Below are 16,811 nucleotides of genomic sequence, written 5' to 3' on the forward strand. Positions count from 1 at the left end.
GAGTCACGGATTCAGGTAAACGGCAAAATAATCTACTTTCCGTAGTGGGTTTGAGCATGATAATCGGTACCAGTCTGCTCTTAAATAAGTCCCAGGTATTTCCCGGTGTGAACGCCTTATGGCCTTGTTTGGGCGCGGCGTTATTGATTGCTTCCGGCAAACATCAAGAACAGGCTGGAATTGTAAACAGGATATTGGCGATCAAGCCCGTGGTGGCAATCGGCTTAATATCCTATGCCCTGTATTTATGGCACTGGCCAATTTTGGCGCTGATTAATTATCAAGGTATAGAGTTAACTAAGCCGGTGGCTTCGTTTGTCATTGGTGCGTCGGTTATTATGGCAGTGTTAAGTTATTTTTTTATAGAAAAACCATTTAGAACTAAATTAATTTTTTCTTTTGAAAAATCATTCGTTATTTGGTTGTTAATTCCTCTTGTCGTGTCGGTTTTTGGCTATCAATATGTGCAAGGCAAGGATGGCTTTAAAGAAAGGTTTGAGAACTTGTTCAACCCGAGTAATAAAGTCCTGCCAGATCTTGAGAAAGCTAACTTGGGTAAGTTGTCGGGTAGTTATCTTGGCGTAAAAAAAGAAAAGTTGGATGGTTTGTTTATCGGCGATTCAATGGCAGGCGCTTATCTTGATTTTGTCAATGTGTTAGCCGTCGATGCACGCTTGTTTATTTATGGTTCTCACTTATCCGGTCTACCGCCTTTTTTAGGACAATTCGATTATCCTCGGGAGGATGCGCTGGAGACTAGAACTCCCGATAAATTGGAACAGAACGAGCTAAGAATTAAAGAGGCAGGAAACTATCGGTTTGTGATTTTGAGTGCGAGCTGGGCAAATGGTTTTCCTTATTTGGGGCACAGCGAAGAAGATATAAATCGTACTATCGAATATTATATTAATAATAAAGTCAAAGTAATTGTATTATGGAAGCCGAATTTTTTCGGCGGTGCACGGATATATAATCAAGCGGTAGCGCAATTGATGCGGACTAAAACCTTAGTTGATTTTAAAATAAAAGATCAGCCGACTAAAATCGTTGCGGATTTAAAAGAAAAATACCCGGATATTATTCTGATTAGTCCTAACGATGTGTTATGTAAAGATGGGGAGTGCGATGTACAAATCGACGGCACGTTCATTTATAGTGATCAAGCTCATTTAAATAGACTGGGGTCGTTTCTTTTGGGCGAAAAATATCTAAAAATCAACGGCAATCCTTTGTCGGGTCTATAGCACTAGATAGAATGATGTAATCAACACAAGGGGCACAATTCGACTTCCAGGTTATTAAGCAAAAATTAAGCTGTAATCGCCAAACTTTATCGCAAGCAAATAATTGTCTAACAGGAGGTTTACGATGTTAAAAAGAACAACAGTCATCGTGTTTGGTTTATTGGTGTCGTCGGCTACATGGGCCGACCATGAGCATTGGGGGCACCATCATGGTCACCATCATCACGGGCATTATCGGCCCATGTACCGGGAAGAAGTGATTTATTATCAACCCGCCCCGGTTGTTGAGTATGTCCCCGCTCCCCGATATTACGCGCCGCCACCTCCACCGCCGGCTTATTACGGCTACGACCAACGTTCTCCGCAAGGTTTGGTGGGTGGTATGGTCGGCAGTGCGATGGGTTATCATTTGGGCGGTGGCGACCCGATAGCCGCCGGCATTGGTGCCGCCGCCGGGGCTTTGTTGGGTAACGGTATGTACTGAGGATGTCGGGTAGGTCAATATTCCAGTAATTTGAAAAAACTTTTCGGTGCGCCGCAAATCGGACAATCCCAGTCGTCGGGGATGTCCTCCCAGCGGGTGCCGGGCGCGATGCCGCTGTCCGGGTCGCCCTTGGCTTCGTCGTAAATATGTTCGCATTCCATGCAGTGGTATTTCTTGAAATCGCTCATTGGATTCTCCTTTGGTACTAAGCGGCGCAATCGCCGAGAAACCGTTCAAAAGCCGTTACCATCATTGGCAATATGCTCAATAAGCGGTGGTCGGCGTCCAACATATGCAGACGCGCGCGATGTTCGCGGCAGAAGCGCCAGGCGTTTTCCGGCGGTACCACATCGTCTTGCCAGCCGTGAAACACCTCGATATTGGCTGTGGTTGGCTTAAACTCGGTACGCGCATATCCCGGTAAATAGAAGGCCGGCGCAATCAAAAATAGGCCCTTCGGCTTGATGATTTCCGCCGCGACGGTCGAGACATAAGCACCCATGCTGGATCCCACCAACACTAGCGTTTCGTATGCGGACACATTCTGCGCAAGTAGCTGTTGTACCCGCCAGTCTGGATCGTTGCTGGCTTGATAATCCGGACTGATGAATTCAAAACCTAGGCGTTTGGCGACCTCCGCCAATGCCAAAGGCTTTTCGCCCCAGGGGATACTGTCCTTGCCGTGGCTGTATATCACCAGTTTGTTCATGATCTTTTTCTCGCTGTTGGAAAAGTTATTTTCGGAAAAATATATTGGCCAGCAACGTTATTAACACGCTGACCACAATCATCGAGGTGAACGGTATGAATACGAAGCTGCTTTTACTCTGAATCTTGATATCCCCCGGTAGTTTGCCGAACCAATTGACGAGCCAAGGGACATAGTGCAAAACCAAGCCTATCACCAGGATGGCCGAGCCGATAACGATTAGCGCTTTGCTGGGTTCCATTGCTTTTCTCTATAACGTTAATTCCAGAGGCGTTAGGGAACCACTACCACTTGCGCGAAACCACCGCCCGGCGTGCGGAAATTGGTAGTTTGGCCTTGGTAAAGGCGGGCGCAGACCAATTGGGTTTGGCGTTGATAGACATAATGCCGTAGATCCAATTTTAACTCGCCGGCATCGAGATGACGTTCGCTGGGTTTTACGAGGGTCTGCGCCACATAATCGTGTTGCAGAATATCCTCGAAAACGCGCCGGGTCAGTTTGTCGCCCCGATACGCCGCTTTGCTGCCGTAGCCTCTGGCGGGTTTGAAAAACAGCTGCTTGCGCTCGGCCCAGAACTGATCGGCATTTTGCGCATCGACCAATACGGTGTGAGCGATGCCCTCTTGCAATAGGGTTCGGGTATGCGCATCTACGCCGATTGCTCGCAGAAAGTCGTCTTTGCCCAGCCAGACCAAATTCCTTTTATCGGCATATAGCGCATGATTTCTGGGGTGCGGTGTCAGCACTACCGCACCGGCCAGATAGGCTTCTCGTAAAGTCCGGCATTCCAGCGATTCCAAACCAAAGTCGGTCAAGCGGTTATAAACCAGATCGATTTGCAGATCGCCGTGCCAGAGTCCGCCATCGCGGTAGTTTAAGGCCCGCGGATCGCAGATTACGGTTTGGATTTTATGGTGTTCGAACAGGTGTTTAAACAACAGAAACTCCGGCCACATGTATTGGTTTTGCGGATCGTCGTCGACGATGGCAATGCTGCGCAGCGGCGCCACATCGCGCTCCGCTCGCCACTCCCGGTAAAACATCTCCATGAATTGGGTTTCGGCCTGCTGAGTATCTTGCCTGGGCAACTTGAGTTTGCCGGGCTGCTGATTGCCGACGATTTCGCAACAGCTGTTTTGGGCGCGAATCAATAGCGCATTAATCATCGCGCCGCCGGCATTGGAATTGATTTCGATCAGTTTCGGGCCGTCGGCGCTCAGATGAAAGTCGTAGCCTAGAAATACGCCGTGGGCTTTGGTTAAAAACCGCGCCGCATCCGGTGCGTATTTAAATACCTGTTGTTGATACGCCGGCAGTGCAATCACCCGTTCCAGTGCGGCGATGATCTCCAGTTGTTGGTCCAGGCAAGCTTGATCGATGAACACCGCCGACTCCGCGAACAAATTCGGCCGCTCCTCTGCGATCATCCGATACAAATCCTCGTTTCCCTCCAGCCTATTCAGTTCGCTGCGCAGCGCTTTGCGATTCAGCGACGAGCAGCGGCAATCGCTATTTAGCTGTTCGGCGTTGGGTGTTTGCTCGGGTTCTGGATGGGGATGCATGAAAAACGATAGGCGTGGATTATGGGTCAAACAGGATTTACGCCCGCTATTCTAGCGCGATACGCTTGCCCACAAATCGGTAAATTCTTATACAGATGTCTGCCAGATCGGCAAAAATAATATACAAGCAGGTGGTTAAGGTTATTTGTTGCCAGTTAGCCGATATGCTGTTTGGAATTTTCTGAACAGTTGGATCCAAACTTGTGAAACCAGGGCCTGCACGGTATTTTTATGATCGTGGTATCGCTTTTGCAGAAATCACGGCGAATTTATATAGGGCGCAGCAATGATCGCTGAACTACATGGTGTTAAGCGCTTTTTATCCGGTGCAGCTAGAACTTGAGCGCGTATTTTGTCAATATGACAACCTTTGTCCGAATTTGAACTTGCAAAAATCATGACGCAGCAAGCCGTATCAAGCAGTACTCAAACAACATGGCGCAACTCACCACCGTATTTGCTGACAGTACTGGTGCTGCTGTATTTTTTTTCGCAATCCGCCAACAGCCAAAGTCCCGAGCCTGGTGTAAGGCAAGCCATAGAGTCTTTGCTGGCTAGCAAACAGCAGCCTTTGCTGTCGCAAGCGGATTTTTCGCAGTATAGCGACGCGCTGAAACAGTTGTATCAGATGAATGCCAACCAGCCGATTTGGCTGGGCGAAGGTCGTAGCACGAAAAATCGCGAAGACGCTTTGAGCCTGTTAAGCAATGCCAAAGCCGATGGCTTGAACCCGGACGCTTACGAAGTCGAGCGTTTGCGCGGCTATTTACAACAGGCGGCTACGTTACCGCACAGTGCGACGACGGCGTTGGTCTCTTACGACGTGGCCTTGTCGATAGCGCTGGTTCATTACGCGCGTGATCTGCATGTCGGCCGGGTCGATCCGCGTGACTTCGATTATCCCGCACAGTTCGCCGCTAAATCGGCAAGCGATGTCGCTGTGTTGCTTAATCAACATATTCAACAACAAACGCTTGCCGAGCTGCCGACGGCGCTGGCACCCAAATTCAAGCAATATCAGCAGTTAAAGACTTTGTTGGCCGCTTATCGCCAGCAATATACCGCCGCGCAGATGCCAAAACTGCTATTGGCGAAATCGCTGCGCCCCGGCGAGCAAGACGCGCAATTGCCCGAGTTGCGCCGACGTCTGCTGGCATTGGGTGAACTGAAAGCGGAAGACATCGTAGGCGCCGGCAACACCGAGATGCTGTACGACGCTGCGGCGACGGAAGCGGTGAAACGCTTGCAGCAACAACAGGGTTTAAAAGCCGACGGGGTGATAGGTAAGCAAACCTTGGCCTTATTGAATCAAACGCCGGCCGATAAAATCGCCATGCTTGAATTGGCCATGGAGCGTTTGCGTTGGATGCCGGAGTTACCGGAAGGGCCAAGGATATTTGTGAATATCCCGGCGTTTCAGCTGTGGGCCTTCAATTCTCGCGACGATGAACAGCCCTTGACCATGAAAGTCATCGTCGGCAAAGCCGAGAAGAACCAGACCCCGGTGCTCTGGGAAGAAATGAAATATCTGGAGTTCATGCCGTATTGGAATATTCCGAAAAGTATCATGGACAAGGAAATGCTGCCTAAGCTAATGAGCGATGACGAGTTTCTGGCCAATCAGGATATAGAATTGGTGGGACGCTATGCCGACGACGATGAAGAGGAAAATCAGGACAGTATCGTCGACGAAATCAAGAGCGGCCGGGTGCGCGCTAGACAGCGCCCTGGCAGTAATAATCCCTTGGGGCGGGTGAAATTTATTTTTCCGAATAAGGCCGATGTGTATTTGCACGATACGCCGGGCAAAGCGGCGTTTAATCGGGATCGTCGCGATCTCAGCCACGGCTGCGTTAGAGTCGCGGAGGCTGAAAAGCTGGCGGAATTTGTGCTCGGCGACCAAAGCGAGTGGGACCAGCAAACCATACAGCAAGCCATGGCCGGGCCCAAAACTCAGCGTGTCACTCTGAAAAAATCGATACCTGTGTTGTTTTTTTACACCACTGTTTTTGTGGGCCTCGATGATAAACCGCGATTTTACCCGGACATTTATGGGCAGGATGAACTGTTGCAGACTGCACTGAGTAAGGCGGCCGATCCGAGCGCTAAACAGCAGTTAGTCAGTAAAACTGTGAATACTGCCGGCGGCGGTTAACAGGACTCAGTTTTGCGTGTTTTGGATTATGCTGTTAGTTGGCGTGTTGATTTTTAGGAGACAGGGATATGACGCAAGCAAAAATAGCAAACCAAGCTGTGGCCGAGAAAGTTAAGAAGGCGCCAACGCGCAGAGTCAAGAAAGGCAGAATGGCACCGCCGACCAATGGCGAGATTCTGGTCAAAGGTGTGGTGATGGGTATCGTTATTTCCGGATTGACGCACGCCAGCAAAAGCATCACGCGCGCGCTGATCCGGCATCCGCTCGCCTTATTCTCAGGTGGTGTGCTGGCGGGTTATCTGGCGCATAAACATCGCAAAGACATCATCGTGCTGGGTAGTCGCACCGCCGAGGAAAGCCGGAATTTTGTGCTGAGACAGCGCGAAAACCTTGGCGATTTGATCGCTGAAATCAAGGAAGAAAGCGGAAAGACTAAATAATCATCGGTTTGTTTGGGTTTATCCGATATGTTGTTTCAGCGCCGGGCGCTCTGATTTACGGACCGGCGCATTTGCGTAGCGGACGTGCATAAGCACGTAGTACTACCGCAAAATTATTTTTACGGTAGATTGCTTGCCATCGCAGTAGTCCTGCATTGTCATGCGCAAGTATTATGAAAATTTATCACATCCACCGGCAGCAGCGCTTGGCCCTCAGCCAACAGCAAGCGTGGGCGTTCTTCTCGTCTCCGCACTATCTAAACCAAATCACGCCTGAGTTTTTTCACGTCGATATTACTTCGCCAGTGCCCGAGGACATTTACCCCGGCTTGCTGATCCGTTATCGGATGAAGGCGATTTTGGGCGTGCCCATGTCCTGGTTATCGGAAGTCAGTCACTGCGATAAGCCGAACCGGTTTGTCTACCAACAAGCGGTCGGTCCATTTGGGTTCTGGAGCCATGAAGTTCGCCTAAGTCATTGCGAGGCGGGCGTCGTATTGGAAGACATCGTGTTTTACACGATGCCCCTAGGCTGGCTAGGCCAATTGCTGCATAGGTTTATCGGTAATAAGTTGCAGCGTATTTTCGATACGCGCCGCGATTATCTGCAAGCAAAATGGGGTGTTGCCGAGCCGTGACGCATAAAACCGGTATCGGTCAGACAGTTGACTTTTTTCATTCGCAGGCATCTAATCATGGACCTGCACATTCAACCTGAAGGAGACGAATATGGCTCAAGACAAAGGTTATTTGGATCAGTCCGGCAATCAAGTGGTTGCCATCGTTAAAAATCTGGATCGCGATGTCGAGCGCGGAGAAGATACAGTGATGTTGGGGTATGGTTTGGTGTTGCTGGCACCGGCTTTCGCCCCTTTGTTGCCGCCCAGCATTCTGTTGCCGTTGATGGCGATTACCTTTGCGGTATCGGCCACTGCGGCGCGCCTGCATTTTTATAAAATGGCCCGCAAGCTGTCGGTTTCGTTGGCGGAGCTGGAAAGCCGGGATAAACACACGTTTAAACCGATAACCGACGTGTTTGACGAACATCCCCAGCAAACCCTAGCTGTGGCGTTCAACCCCTTGAAAAATTTGCAACGGACCGGGAAGAGCATACTCGGCGGTTTGATGATCAACCCGTTTTGGGGGCCGATTTTTTATATGTTGGGTGTGCAGTTTGTTGAGGACAAGCAACTGGTGGTGCTGAACAAGGCAGTAATTGAAGTCGAAGATAAAGTGATGCCTATTGTGCTGCGCGACGACTGGACTGAATAAATTAAGGGTTTGCGAATTTCAGGTGGCCGATAAGCTGCCGGGGGAGGATTAATTAGCTTGATTTATGGGTTGGAGGCCTTTGTTTTCGGCGGCAGCCATTGTCCAAAAGTACAGTTATACACAGAAGCTGTGGATAAACTTGTGATCAAATCGTGAGCAAACAAGCCAATCGCCCGTCCCGTTTGGGACATCTTTAAATTGACTAAAAATTAGTCAGTCGTTTTTGACTATGCTTAGAGCATCATAGAAAAACAGCCGTCGGCAGTTGCCCGACGGCTCCCCCGTTTTATTTCCTGAAAAGGTTATTCCATGCAAAAGCAAACCCTCACCATCGACGGCAATCAGGCTGCGGCCGGTATTGCCTATAAACTCAATGAAGTGATTGCGATTTACCCTATCACCCCGTCCTCGGCGATGGGTGAATGGGCTGACGAATGGGCGTCTCGCGATCAACCCAATCTTTGGGGTACTGTGCCCCGCGTGGTCGAACTGCAAAGCGAGGCTGGTGCGGCTGGCACTATCCATGGCGCTTTGCAAGCCGGTACCTTGGCCACCACCTTCACAGCCTCGCAAGGCTTGCTGTTGATGCTGCCGAATATGTACAAAATTGCCGGCGAACTTAGCCCGACCGTGTTTCATATCGCCGCCCGCTCGTTGGCTTGCCAAGGCTTGTCTATTTTTGGCGATCACAGCGATGTGATGTCAGCGCGGATGACCGGTTATGCGATGTTGTGTTCCAACTCGCCGCAAGAAGTGCAGGATTTGGCGCTGGTGGCACATGCCGTTTCCTTGCAAAGCCGCATACCGTTCATGCATTTTTTCGACGGTTTCCGCACCTCGCACGAGGTCGCCAAAATTGTTGAGATCGACGACGGCGTCATCCGCGCGATGATAGACGATAGTTGGGTTAGCGAGCATCGCGGCCGAGCCTTGACGCCGGATAATCCGGTGCTGCGCGGTACGGCGCAAAACCCGGACGTGTACTTTCAGGGTCGGGAATCGGTTAACCCTTACTATGCCGCGTTGCCGGAGATCGCCCAACAAACCATGGACCGGCTCGCCGATTTAACCGGTCGCCAATACCGCTTGTTCGAATACGTAGGCTCGCAGCAAGCCGAGCGAGTGATCGTGATTATGGGGTCCGGCGCGGAAGCAGTCGAAGAAACCCTGGATTATTTGAATCGCCAGGGAGAAGCGGTTGGTTTGTTGAAAGTGCGCTTGTTCCGGCCGTTCGCGCCGGAACGTTTGATAGAAGCCTTGCCGGCCAGCTGTCGAAAAATCGCAGTACTGGATCGCACCAAGGAACCGGGCGCCGACGGTGAGCCTTTGTACAAAGACGTCTTGGGGGCAGTGGCGCAAGCCTTCAGCGACGGCGAAAAATTCACCAGCCTGCCCAAAGTGGTGGGTGGTCGTTACGGCTTGTCATCCAAAGAGTTCACGCCGGGTATGATCAAGGCGGTTTACGACGAACTGAAAAACGATAAACCGAAAAATCACTTCACGGTCGGCATCAACGACGATGTCAGCCACACCAGCTTAGATTGGAACCCCGCTTACCGCACCGATACCCACGATCAAACCTTTCAGGCGATGTTTTACGGTTTGGGTAGCGACGGCACCGTTGGCGCGAACAAAAACACCATCAAAATCATCGGCGAAGAAACCGATTTATTTGCCCAGGGTTATTTTGTTTACGACTCGAAAAAGTCCGGGGCGATTACTGTCTCGCATTTGCGCTTTGGGCCAAAGCCGATTCGCTCCACGTATTTGATCGGCGAGAACGACGCGCAATTCATCGGCTGTCATCAAACCGTATTTCTGGAACGCTATGACATGCTGGCCAATGCCGCCGACAAAGCGGTGTTTCTATTGAATAGTCCGGCGTCGCCTGATGAAGTTTGGGAAACCTTGCCGCGCAAGATGCAGCAGCAAATGCTGGATAAAAAAATCAGGTTTTATCTGATAGACGGCAATGCGGTCGCCGAAAAATCCGGCATGGGCAAACGTATCAACACCATCATGCAGACTTGTTTTTTCGCGATTTCCGGGGTGTTACCGCAGGAACAGGCGATTGCCGCGATTAAGCACGCTGTGGAAAAAACCTATGGCAAAAAAGGCCAGCGCATCGTTGATTTAAACTTCAAAGCCATCGACGAAACCCTGGCCGGCTTGCGGCATGTGCCGTTACCGAAGCAGGCCGACAGCGGTTTCGATATCGCCGCCTTGATTGCCAATAGTGCGCCCGAATTTATCCGCCGCGTCACCGGCGAAATCATCGCCGGCCGTGGCGACGCGTTGCCGGTCAGCGCGATGCCGGTGGATGGAACGTTCCCGACCGGCACCGCTGCATACGAAAAACGCAATCTGGCTTTGGAGATTCCGGTCTGGGAAACCGATCTGTGTACCCAGTGCGGTAAATGCCCAATGGTGTGCCCGCACGCGGCGATTCGCAGCAAAATCGTGCCCAACGAAGCCTTGAGCAATGCGCCGGAAACCTTCAAACATGCGGCGATGCTGGGCAAGGACTTTCCGGCTGGTTTGTCGATCAGTTATCAGGTGGCGCCGGAAGACTGCACCGGCTGCGGCTTGTGCGTGGATATTTGCCCTATACGCGATAAATCCAATGCCAGCCGCAAGGCCTTGAACATGCAACCGCAAGCGCCGCTACGCGATCCGGAAAGTCAAAACTGGGATTATTTCCTGTCCTTGCCGGAATACGACCGCCGCCTATTAAAAACCAACACCATCAAAGGTTCGATGGTGCTGCAGCCCTTGTTCGAATTCTCCGGCGCCTGTGTCGGTTGCGGCGAAACCCCTTATGTGAAACTGGCCTCGCAACTATTCGGTGATCGGATGGTGGTAGCCAATGCCACCGGTTGCTCTTCGATATACGGCGGCAACTTGCCGACCACGCCCTGGACCAAAAACCCCGAGGGCAGGGGGCCGGCCTGGAATAATTCTCTATTTGAGGACAACGCCGAGTTTGGTTTGGGTATGCGGGTGGCGATTGATAAGCAAGCGGAACATGCTGCGGAATTATTGGTGTTGCTACGGGAAACCTTGGGCGGCGAATTGGTCGATGCAATTTTACAAGCCGACCAATCCGATGAAGCCGGCCTTTACGAGCAACGCCAACGTGTGGCGGAACTGAAACAGCATTTACCCTCGTTGAAGCAACCCGCTGCGCAGGCTTTGTTACCGTTAGCCGATTATCTTTGCAAGAAAAGCGTCTGGATCATCGGCGGCGACGGCTGGGCTTACGACATTGGTTACGGCGGTCTGGATCACGTGTTGGCCAGTGGCCGCAACGTCAATATCCTGGTTTTGGATACCGAAGTGTATTCCAACACCGGCGGTCAAACCTCCAAATCCACGCCCCTGGGAGCGGTGGCTAAGTTCGCGGCCGGTGGTAAGGCCACCGCGAAAAAAGACCTGGCTTTGCTGGCGATGGATTACGGCAATGTCTACGTTGCTCATGTGGCCTACGCCGGCAAGGACACGCAAACTCTTAACGCCTTCCTGGAAGCGGAAGCGCACAATGGCCCGTCCATCATCATCGCCTATGCGCCTTGTATTGCCCACGGTGTAGATTTGTCCAATAACCATAGACAGCAAAATCTGGCGGTTAAAAGCGGGCATTGGCCTTTGTTTAGATTCAATCCCGGTCGCATCCAGCAAGGCAAGAATCCGATGCAACTGGATTCTGCGGAACCGTCGGTGCCGCTGCGCGAGTTTGTGATGAGCGAAACCCGCTTCAGCATGCTCTGGCAGAGCCATCCCGACCACGCCGAAGCATTTTTGAAACAGGCGCAACAGGATGTGAAAAACCGCTACCGCTACTATCAACAACTGGCCGCGCTGGAATGGAGCGATGCCACCAGCGTCGCGGCCGCCAAAGCCGCACTGAAAGCCGATCTTGCGCAGGAGAGCCAACATGGTTGATTTAACGACAAATTATTTGGGCCTGAAACTGGCGCATCCTCTGGTACCGTCGGCGTCACCGCTGAGCAAGGATTTGGACAGCGCCCGGCGCCTGGAAGATGCCGGCGCGGCGGCCATCGTGATGTCTTCGTTGTTTGAAGAAAAAATCGAAGCGGAACAGCAACAGATGGAACGCTTTTTTTACGGACAGGGCATCGGTTATGGCGAGGCGGATTCTTTTCATCCGGTGCCGGATCATATTTTGACCTATCAGGAGCAATATCTGGAACATCTGCAACGCTTGAAAAGCAGCTTGAATATTCCGGTGATCGCCAGCCTGAACGGGATTTCTCAGGGCGGTTGGATCGAATATGGCCAAGCCTTGCAACAAGCCGGGGCCGACGCGCTGGAGTTGAATATCTACCATCTGGCCGCCAATGCCGATGAGAGCAGCGAAACCGTGGAAAACCGTTATTTGGATATTCTGCGCGAGTTGAAAAGCCGTGTGAGCGTGCCGCTGACCTTAAAACTGTCGCCGCAATTCAGTTCGCCGATTCATTTTGCCCAACGCCTGGAAGCGGCCGGTGCCGATGGTATCGCGATATTCAATCGCTTTTACCAGCCGGATATTGATTTAGAGACCCTTGAAGTCGTGCCGAAATTGCAATTGTCCACGCAGGCCGAAGCCTTGTTACGCATTCGCTGGACCGCCTTGCTGTATGGCCGGGTGAAATTGTCCCTGGCGGTAACCGGCGGTTTTCATCACAGCGAGGATGTCATCAAAGCGTTGTTGGTGGGAGCGGATGTGGTGCATCTGTGCAGCGTACTGCTGGAGAAGGGTGTGGGCAAACTCAGCGAGATTCTCGCGGAACTGGAACAATGGTTGATAGAGCACGAATACGAGTCCATCAGTCAATTGAAAGGCAGCGTCAGCCAGCAACATGCCATCGACCCCAGTGCATATGAGCGCGCCAATTACATTCATGTGTTGGACAGTTACACGCCGTCCGCCGGCGTGTTGAGATAGCGTAAAAGGCGTGCGGGATTTGGACGAACTGTTTGCCGGCTTGGCTAAATCCAAGTTTCGCAGCCAGTTTCGTCTAAACAGCAAGGATCTGGATTACTTGCGCAACAAAGGCCTGGAAACGGTATTAAGCCATGCCCGAGATTTTATCGGCAAACGTCTGGCCGCCGCCGAGCCGCGCAACGACGGCAAACAAACCCCGTTTCGCGGCCATCCGGTGTTTGTGGCGCAACACGCCACCGCCTGCTGCTGCCGGGGCTGTCTGGAAAAATGGCATAAAATTCCGCAGGGCAGGGAGTTGAATGATGCCGAACAAACCTATGTTTGTAAGGTGTTGGAGCGGTGGTTGAGGATGGCAGTTGCCGATATTTAAATTTAGTTTCCTAACATCGGCAGCTCAACAATCCGCTTGGCTGGACTAAATTCGTGCTTTACCTATAACGATCTTACTATTTCCCCCTGTTCTGCCGGATTACGAGCGCACATGTCATGGGTCAAGAAATTCATGCCGCAGCCTATCAAGATGTCGACTTTCAGCGCTTCCGGCAACGCTTATCCGCAGAAACCGAGTTATTCGGTAGGCTGATTAAAAACCGAGCTTGTTCGGAAGCGGAGCCGGTGGCCGGTTTTGAAATCGAAGCCTGGCTGCTGGACGATAACATGCAACCGGCACCGGCCAATCAGGCCTATCTGCAATCTTTTGCCCATCCAATGGCCGGACCGGAACTGGCCAAATTCAATATCGAACTCAACACCTCTCCCTTGCCGTTGATCGGCGATGCGTTCAGCCGCATGCACAGCGATTTGCAAAACACCTGGCGCCAAGCCGAACAACATGCCCGGCAGATGGGGTTGAACCTGTTGACGATAGGCACTTTGCCGACTCTGCAACAAAGCGATCTGCATCTGGGCAATATGTCGGACATGAACCGCTATCGAGCCTTGAATCAGCAGATTCTGCAATGCCGGGGCCGGCCGATTGTGTTGGATATTTGCGGCCACGAGCATTTGAAAGTCGAGCACCACGACGTGATGCTGGAAGCAGCCACAACCTCGTTTCAAATACATATTCAATGTCCGTTGAGCATTGCCCATCATGTTTACAATGCCTCGATCATTGCCTCGGCGGCGATGGTGGCTTTGGCCGCAAATGCGCCGTTTTTGTTCGCTAAGGATTTGTGGGCGGAAACCCGCATCCCCTTATTCGAGCAGGCTATTGCCACCGGCGGCTACGCCGGCGCGGCCGATGGGCCCTTGCATCGGGTTAGTTTCGGTTCCGACTTTGCCCGGCAGTCTATTATGGAATGCTTTGTCGAGAACCAGCAGCATTTTCCAATCCTGTTGCCGGAGTATTTCGACGATGGTCCGGAAGCGTTTCAACACTTACGCTTGCACAACGGCACGATCTGGCGCTGGAATCGGCCGCTAGTGGGCTTCGACGCCGACGGCACCCCGCATATCCGCATCGAACACCGCACCCCGGCCGCTGGGCCGACCATGCTGGACATGATCGCCAATGCCGCGTTTTACTACGGACTGGTTAAAAATCTGGCCGACGAACGGCAGGCGGGCAGGGCGGAGTTATCCTTTGCGCAAGCCAAGGATAATTTTTATCAGGCTGCGCGGCATGGTTTGGATAGTCATGTCGTCTGGTTTGGTGAACATAAACTACGGTTGGCGGTGCTGATCGAGCAGGAGTTGTTGCCGCGTGCCGCCCATGGTTTGCAGGCTTTGGGTATTAGTATCGCAGACCGAGATAATTATCTGGACGTGATACGCCAGCGCCTCGCCAACCAGCAAACCGGCAGCGTGTGGCAGCGGCGGTTTATCATGGAAAATCCGGGCGAATTTGCGGAGCTGACGTGGGTTTATTTGCAGCGGCAACGAAGTGGCGAACCGGTTTCCGCGTGGGGGATCTGAATGACTGCAACATCATCATTCCCATGCTCTGGCTTAGGAATAGGGACTCACGTTGATACAGCGTCCCGATTCGCGCTGCTGGAGCGGTGCGGGCTACATTCCCACGCAGGAGCGTGAGAACGATAAATGCTGGCAGGTGATCCGCCGATTGGTTGACCATCATTTGGCCGAACAGCTAATACGTTACGCCTTACGAGTTAAAAAATATCTCTGTTTAACATATTGTGCAGACTGCCTTTTCCGGTAATAACAGCTTTGCAAGTTGCTTCAATTTCAGTGATTACTTTGTTTAGTTTTGGCGTGATTGGGTCCTCTTCTTCATATCCACCCCAAAAAACAGCTTCATATTTTTGAATTTGTTTGCGGTGCTGCTCCCATTGCTCAGTTGTTACAACATTTTCGAGGGGCCAAAGACGAGTCAGGACTCTTGCCGCCCCCGTAATTTCATTAACAATATTGTTTAAGTCATCAAACGGCGTTGCTTTGTCTTTTCCAATTTGAGCCATGAACCTATAACGCATTGAATGAAGCTTATTGAAGAGCTCTAGGCGTTGGTTGTAGCGTATAAACACTACAGAGGCGCTCTTTCTCGCCCGGAAATTCGCATCGGTTTCGCCTTTTTCTTGTTCGATGTTTTCGGTTTCGTTTGTAAAGCTCACCGGATGTCGTATCCACTTTATTGCATCCACTGCTTCATAAAATAGAGTGAGTGCGTCTTCGGCTAACTCAATCCTTCGTTTACCTGCGTGCTCTCTTCGCCAGGAGTCAATTCCATAAATCGCCACCCAAGCAGCGATAAGTATAGATATTTGCTTTAAACCTTCCGTCCAGTCCATGATTATCAGTCGAGTGGTGAGTATATTTGCGGAATAATTAAGTTAGATAGAATAATAGTGAGTTTTGAAAGTGGATTATAGAATGTGTAAAACAGCGTAAATAAGAAAATATGTTACTGAATTTAGCCACCAAGCAAGACGTAAAACAATTCAACGAACTTCCCAACGGATTTCTGGATATTGGCGTCTCAGAGCTGTACACGCTAATCCCCGAGCCAACGCTCTTCCATCTCCCCGGAAAACGTCCCGAAACCCTATTTGTTTCGGTCCTGCTGCACGGCAACGAATCCACCGGCTTCCTGGCTATACAAAAGCTACTGCAAAAATATCACGGCCAAACTCTGCCGCGCGGTTTGACGCTGTTTTTCGGCAATACCCAGGCCGCCCGCTTTAACCTAAGACGGTTGGACGGCCAACCCGATTTCAATCGCATCTGGCCGGGTACTGAGTTACCCGAGTCGCCGGAAACCGTTTGGGCGGCGCAGATTTGCGAGATCATGCGTCAGCGCGGCGTGTTTGCCAGCGTTGATGTGCATAACAATACCGGCTTGAATCCGCATTACGCCTGCATCAATAAACTGGATAAGGACTTCCTGCATCTGGGTGCTCTGTTCGGTCGCTTGCTGGTGTATTTCACGCATCCCAAGGGCACGCAGTCCAGTGCGTTTGCCGAGTTTTGTCCGGCGGTGACTTTGGAATGTGGCCGGCCCGGCCAGCCGCACGGCACTGAGCATGCCTTTCAGTTTTTGGACAGTTGCCTGCATTTGCACGAGTTTCCGGCCCAGCCGATCGCCAAACAGGATGTGGATATTTATCACACCGTCGCGCAAGTCACCGTCGCCGAAGAGGTAAGTTATAGTTTTAGCGACGCTTCGGTCGATCTGCGCCTTGATCCGGAACTGGAAAGTCTGAATTTCACTGAGATCCCGGCCGGCACCGTGTTGGGTACAACCGATTCTGCGCTGATGCCGTTGATCGCCAAGGACAACGACGGTAAGCCGGTTACCGAGCAATTCCTGAGGATTGCGGATGGACAAGTGCAAATCACTCGGCCCACGATGCCGTCGATGCTAACGCTGGACGAACGAGTCATCCGCCAGGATTGTTTGTGTTATCTGATGGAGCGCTTGGCTGTTGAGACTGGTCTTTAAGTTTTCGCTGCGGCGGGAAGCGGTAAAAACCAAAAGCCTGGACGGCGCTTTAGCGAGGATGGTAGATTCGTTCCGCCGCAACGGTTTTCCAC

Annotated in this window: 16 protein-coding genes; 11 read left to right on the forward strand and 5 right to left on the reverse strand. The window is 51.5% G+C overall.

Annotated features, from left to right (window positions below):
- Both A1332_RS15230 and A1332_RS15235 read left to right on the forward strand, forming a co-directional pair.
- A partial coding sequence (locus tag A1332_RS15230; RefSeq protein WP_231890313.1) for an acyltransferase family protein occupies nt 1-1,244 on the forward strand: 1,244 nt, incomplete at its 5' end.
- Between the two features lie 124 nt (nt 1,245-1,368).
- Nucleotides 1,369-1,728, forward strand: coding sequence for a hypothetical protein (locus A1332_RS15235; RefSeq protein WP_064009328.1), 360 nt, complete (start codon nt 1,369-1,371; stop codon nt 1,726-1,728).
- A gap of 14 nt (nt 1,729-1,742) precedes the next feature.
- Here the strand turns inward: A1332_RS15235 and A1332_RS15240 are convergent, their stop codons facing one another.
- Genes A1332_RS15240 through A1332_RS15255 form a run of 4 tightly spaced genes read right to left on the reverse strand, consistent with a single transcriptional unit; the run spans nt 1,743 to nt 4,030 of the window.
- Nucleotides 1,743-1,916 (reverse strand): rubredoxin, encoded by a 174-nt coding sequence (locus A1332_RS15240; RefSeq protein ID WP_064009329.1) that lies wholly within the window; start codon nt 1,914-1,916, stop codon nt 1,743-1,745.
- A gap of 17 nt (nt 1,917-1,933) precedes the next feature.
- Nucleotides 1,934-2,437: a YqiA/YcfP family alpha/beta fold hydrolase gene (locus A1332_RS15245; RefSeq protein ID WP_064009330.1), complete on the reverse strand. Its 504-nt coding sequence runs from the start codon at nt 2,435-2,437 to the stop codon at nt 1,934-1,936.
- A gap of 25 nt (nt 2,438-2,462) precedes the next feature.
- On the reverse strand, nt 2,463-2,678 hold the full coding sequence (locus A1332_RS15250) for a DUF2905 domain-containing protein (RefSeq protein WP_064009331.1): 216 nt from the start codon (nt 2,676-2,678) through the stop codon (nt 2,463-2,465).
- Nucleotides 2,679-2,710: 32 nt separating this feature from the next.
- The gene (locus tag A1332_RS15255; protein ID WP_231890314.1) at nt 2,711-4,030 is read right to left on the reverse strand and encodes a hypothetical protein; all 1,320 of its coding nucleotides are present in this window, start codon (nt 4,028-4,030) and stop codon (nt 2,711-2,713) included.
- 367 nt (nt 4,031-4,397) lie between these two features.
- Here A1332_RS15255 and A1332_RS15260 point away from each other — a divergent pair, with 367 nt between their 5' ends.
- The 8 genes from A1332_RS15260 (at nt 4,398) to A1332_RS15295 (ending at nt 14,732) form a co-directional block, all read left to right on the forward strand.
- Nucleotides 4,398-6,155, forward strand: a complete 1,758-nt coding sequence (locus A1332_RS15260) for a L,D-transpeptidase family protein (RefSeq protein ID WP_064009333.1) — start codon at nt 4,398-4,400, stop codon at nt 6,153-6,155.
- A gap of 68 nt (nt 6,156-6,223) precedes the next feature.
- Nucleotides 6,224-6,595 carry a hypothetical protein gene (locus A1332_RS15265; protein WP_082879714.1) on the forward strand — a complete coding sequence of 124 codons (372 nt, stop codon included), beginning with the start codon at nt 6,224-6,226 and terminating at the stop codon, nt 6,593-6,595.
- A gap of 173 nt (nt 6,596-6,768) precedes the next feature.
- Entirely contained in the window at nt 6,769-7,233 is a 465-nt protein-coding gene (locus A1332_RS15270; RefSeq protein ID WP_064009334.1) for an SRPBCC family protein, read from the forward strand.
- Between the two features lie 91 nt (nt 7,234-7,324).
- Entirely contained in the window at nt 7,325-7,867 is a 543-nt protein-coding gene (locus tag A1332_RS15275) for a hypothetical protein (protein ID WP_064009335.1), read from the forward strand.
- 309 nt (nt 7,868-8,176) lie between these two features.
- Nucleotides 8,177-11,809: a pyruvate:ferredoxin (flavodoxin) oxidoreductase gene (nifJ, locus tag A1332_RS15280; RefSeq protein ID WP_064009336.1), complete on the forward strand. Its 3,633-nt coding sequence runs from the start codon at nt 8,177-8,179 to the stop codon at nt 11,807-11,809.
- A complete protein-coding gene (locus A1332_RS15285) occupies nt 11,802-12,815 on the forward strand; it encodes a dihydroorotate dehydrogenase-like protein (RefSeq protein WP_064009337.1) in 1,014 nt (337 codons plus the stop codon). Before nifJ ends, A1332_RS15285 begins: the two co-directional genes overlap by 8 nt.
- A gap of 10 nt (nt 12,816-12,825) precedes the next feature.
- Nucleotides 12,826-13,185 (forward strand): DUF4186 domain-containing protein, encoded by a 360-nt coding sequence (locus A1332_RS15290; RefSeq protein WP_064009338.1) that lies wholly within the window; start codon nt 12,826-12,828, stop codon nt 13,183-13,185.
- A gap of 116 nt (nt 13,186-13,301) precedes the next feature.
- The gene (locus tag A1332_RS15295) at nt 13,302-14,732 is read left to right on the forward strand and encodes a glutamate-cysteine ligase family protein (protein ID WP_064009339.1); all 1,431 of its coding nucleotides are present in this window, start codon (nt 13,302-13,304) and stop codon (nt 14,730-14,732) included.
- A 197-nt stretch (nt 14,733-14,929) separates the two neighbouring features.
- On the opposite strand, the gene A1332_RS15300 is transcribed toward A1332_RS15295, so the two are convergent.
- Nucleotides 14,930-15,568, reverse strand: a complete 639-nt coding sequence (locus A1332_RS15300) for a hypothetical protein (RefSeq protein ID WP_064009340.1) — start codon at nt 15,566-15,568, stop codon at nt 14,930-14,932.
- 110 nt (nt 15,569-15,678) lie between these two features.
- Between A1332_RS15300 and A1332_RS15305 the strand changes: the two genes are divergently transcribed.
- A complete protein-coding gene (locus A1332_RS15305; protein ID WP_064009341.1) occupies nt 15,679-16,719 on the forward strand; it encodes a M14 family metallopeptidase in 1,041 nt (346 codons plus the stop codon).
- The last annotated feature ends 92 nt before the right edge of the window (nt 16,720-16,811 follow it).

The sequence above is a fragment of the Methylomonas methanica genome (assembly GCF_001644035.1).
In the GTDB taxonomy this organism is placed as follows: Bacteria; Pseudomonadota; Gammaproteobacteria; order Methylococcales; family Methylomonadaceae; genus Methylomonas; species Methylomonas methanica_A.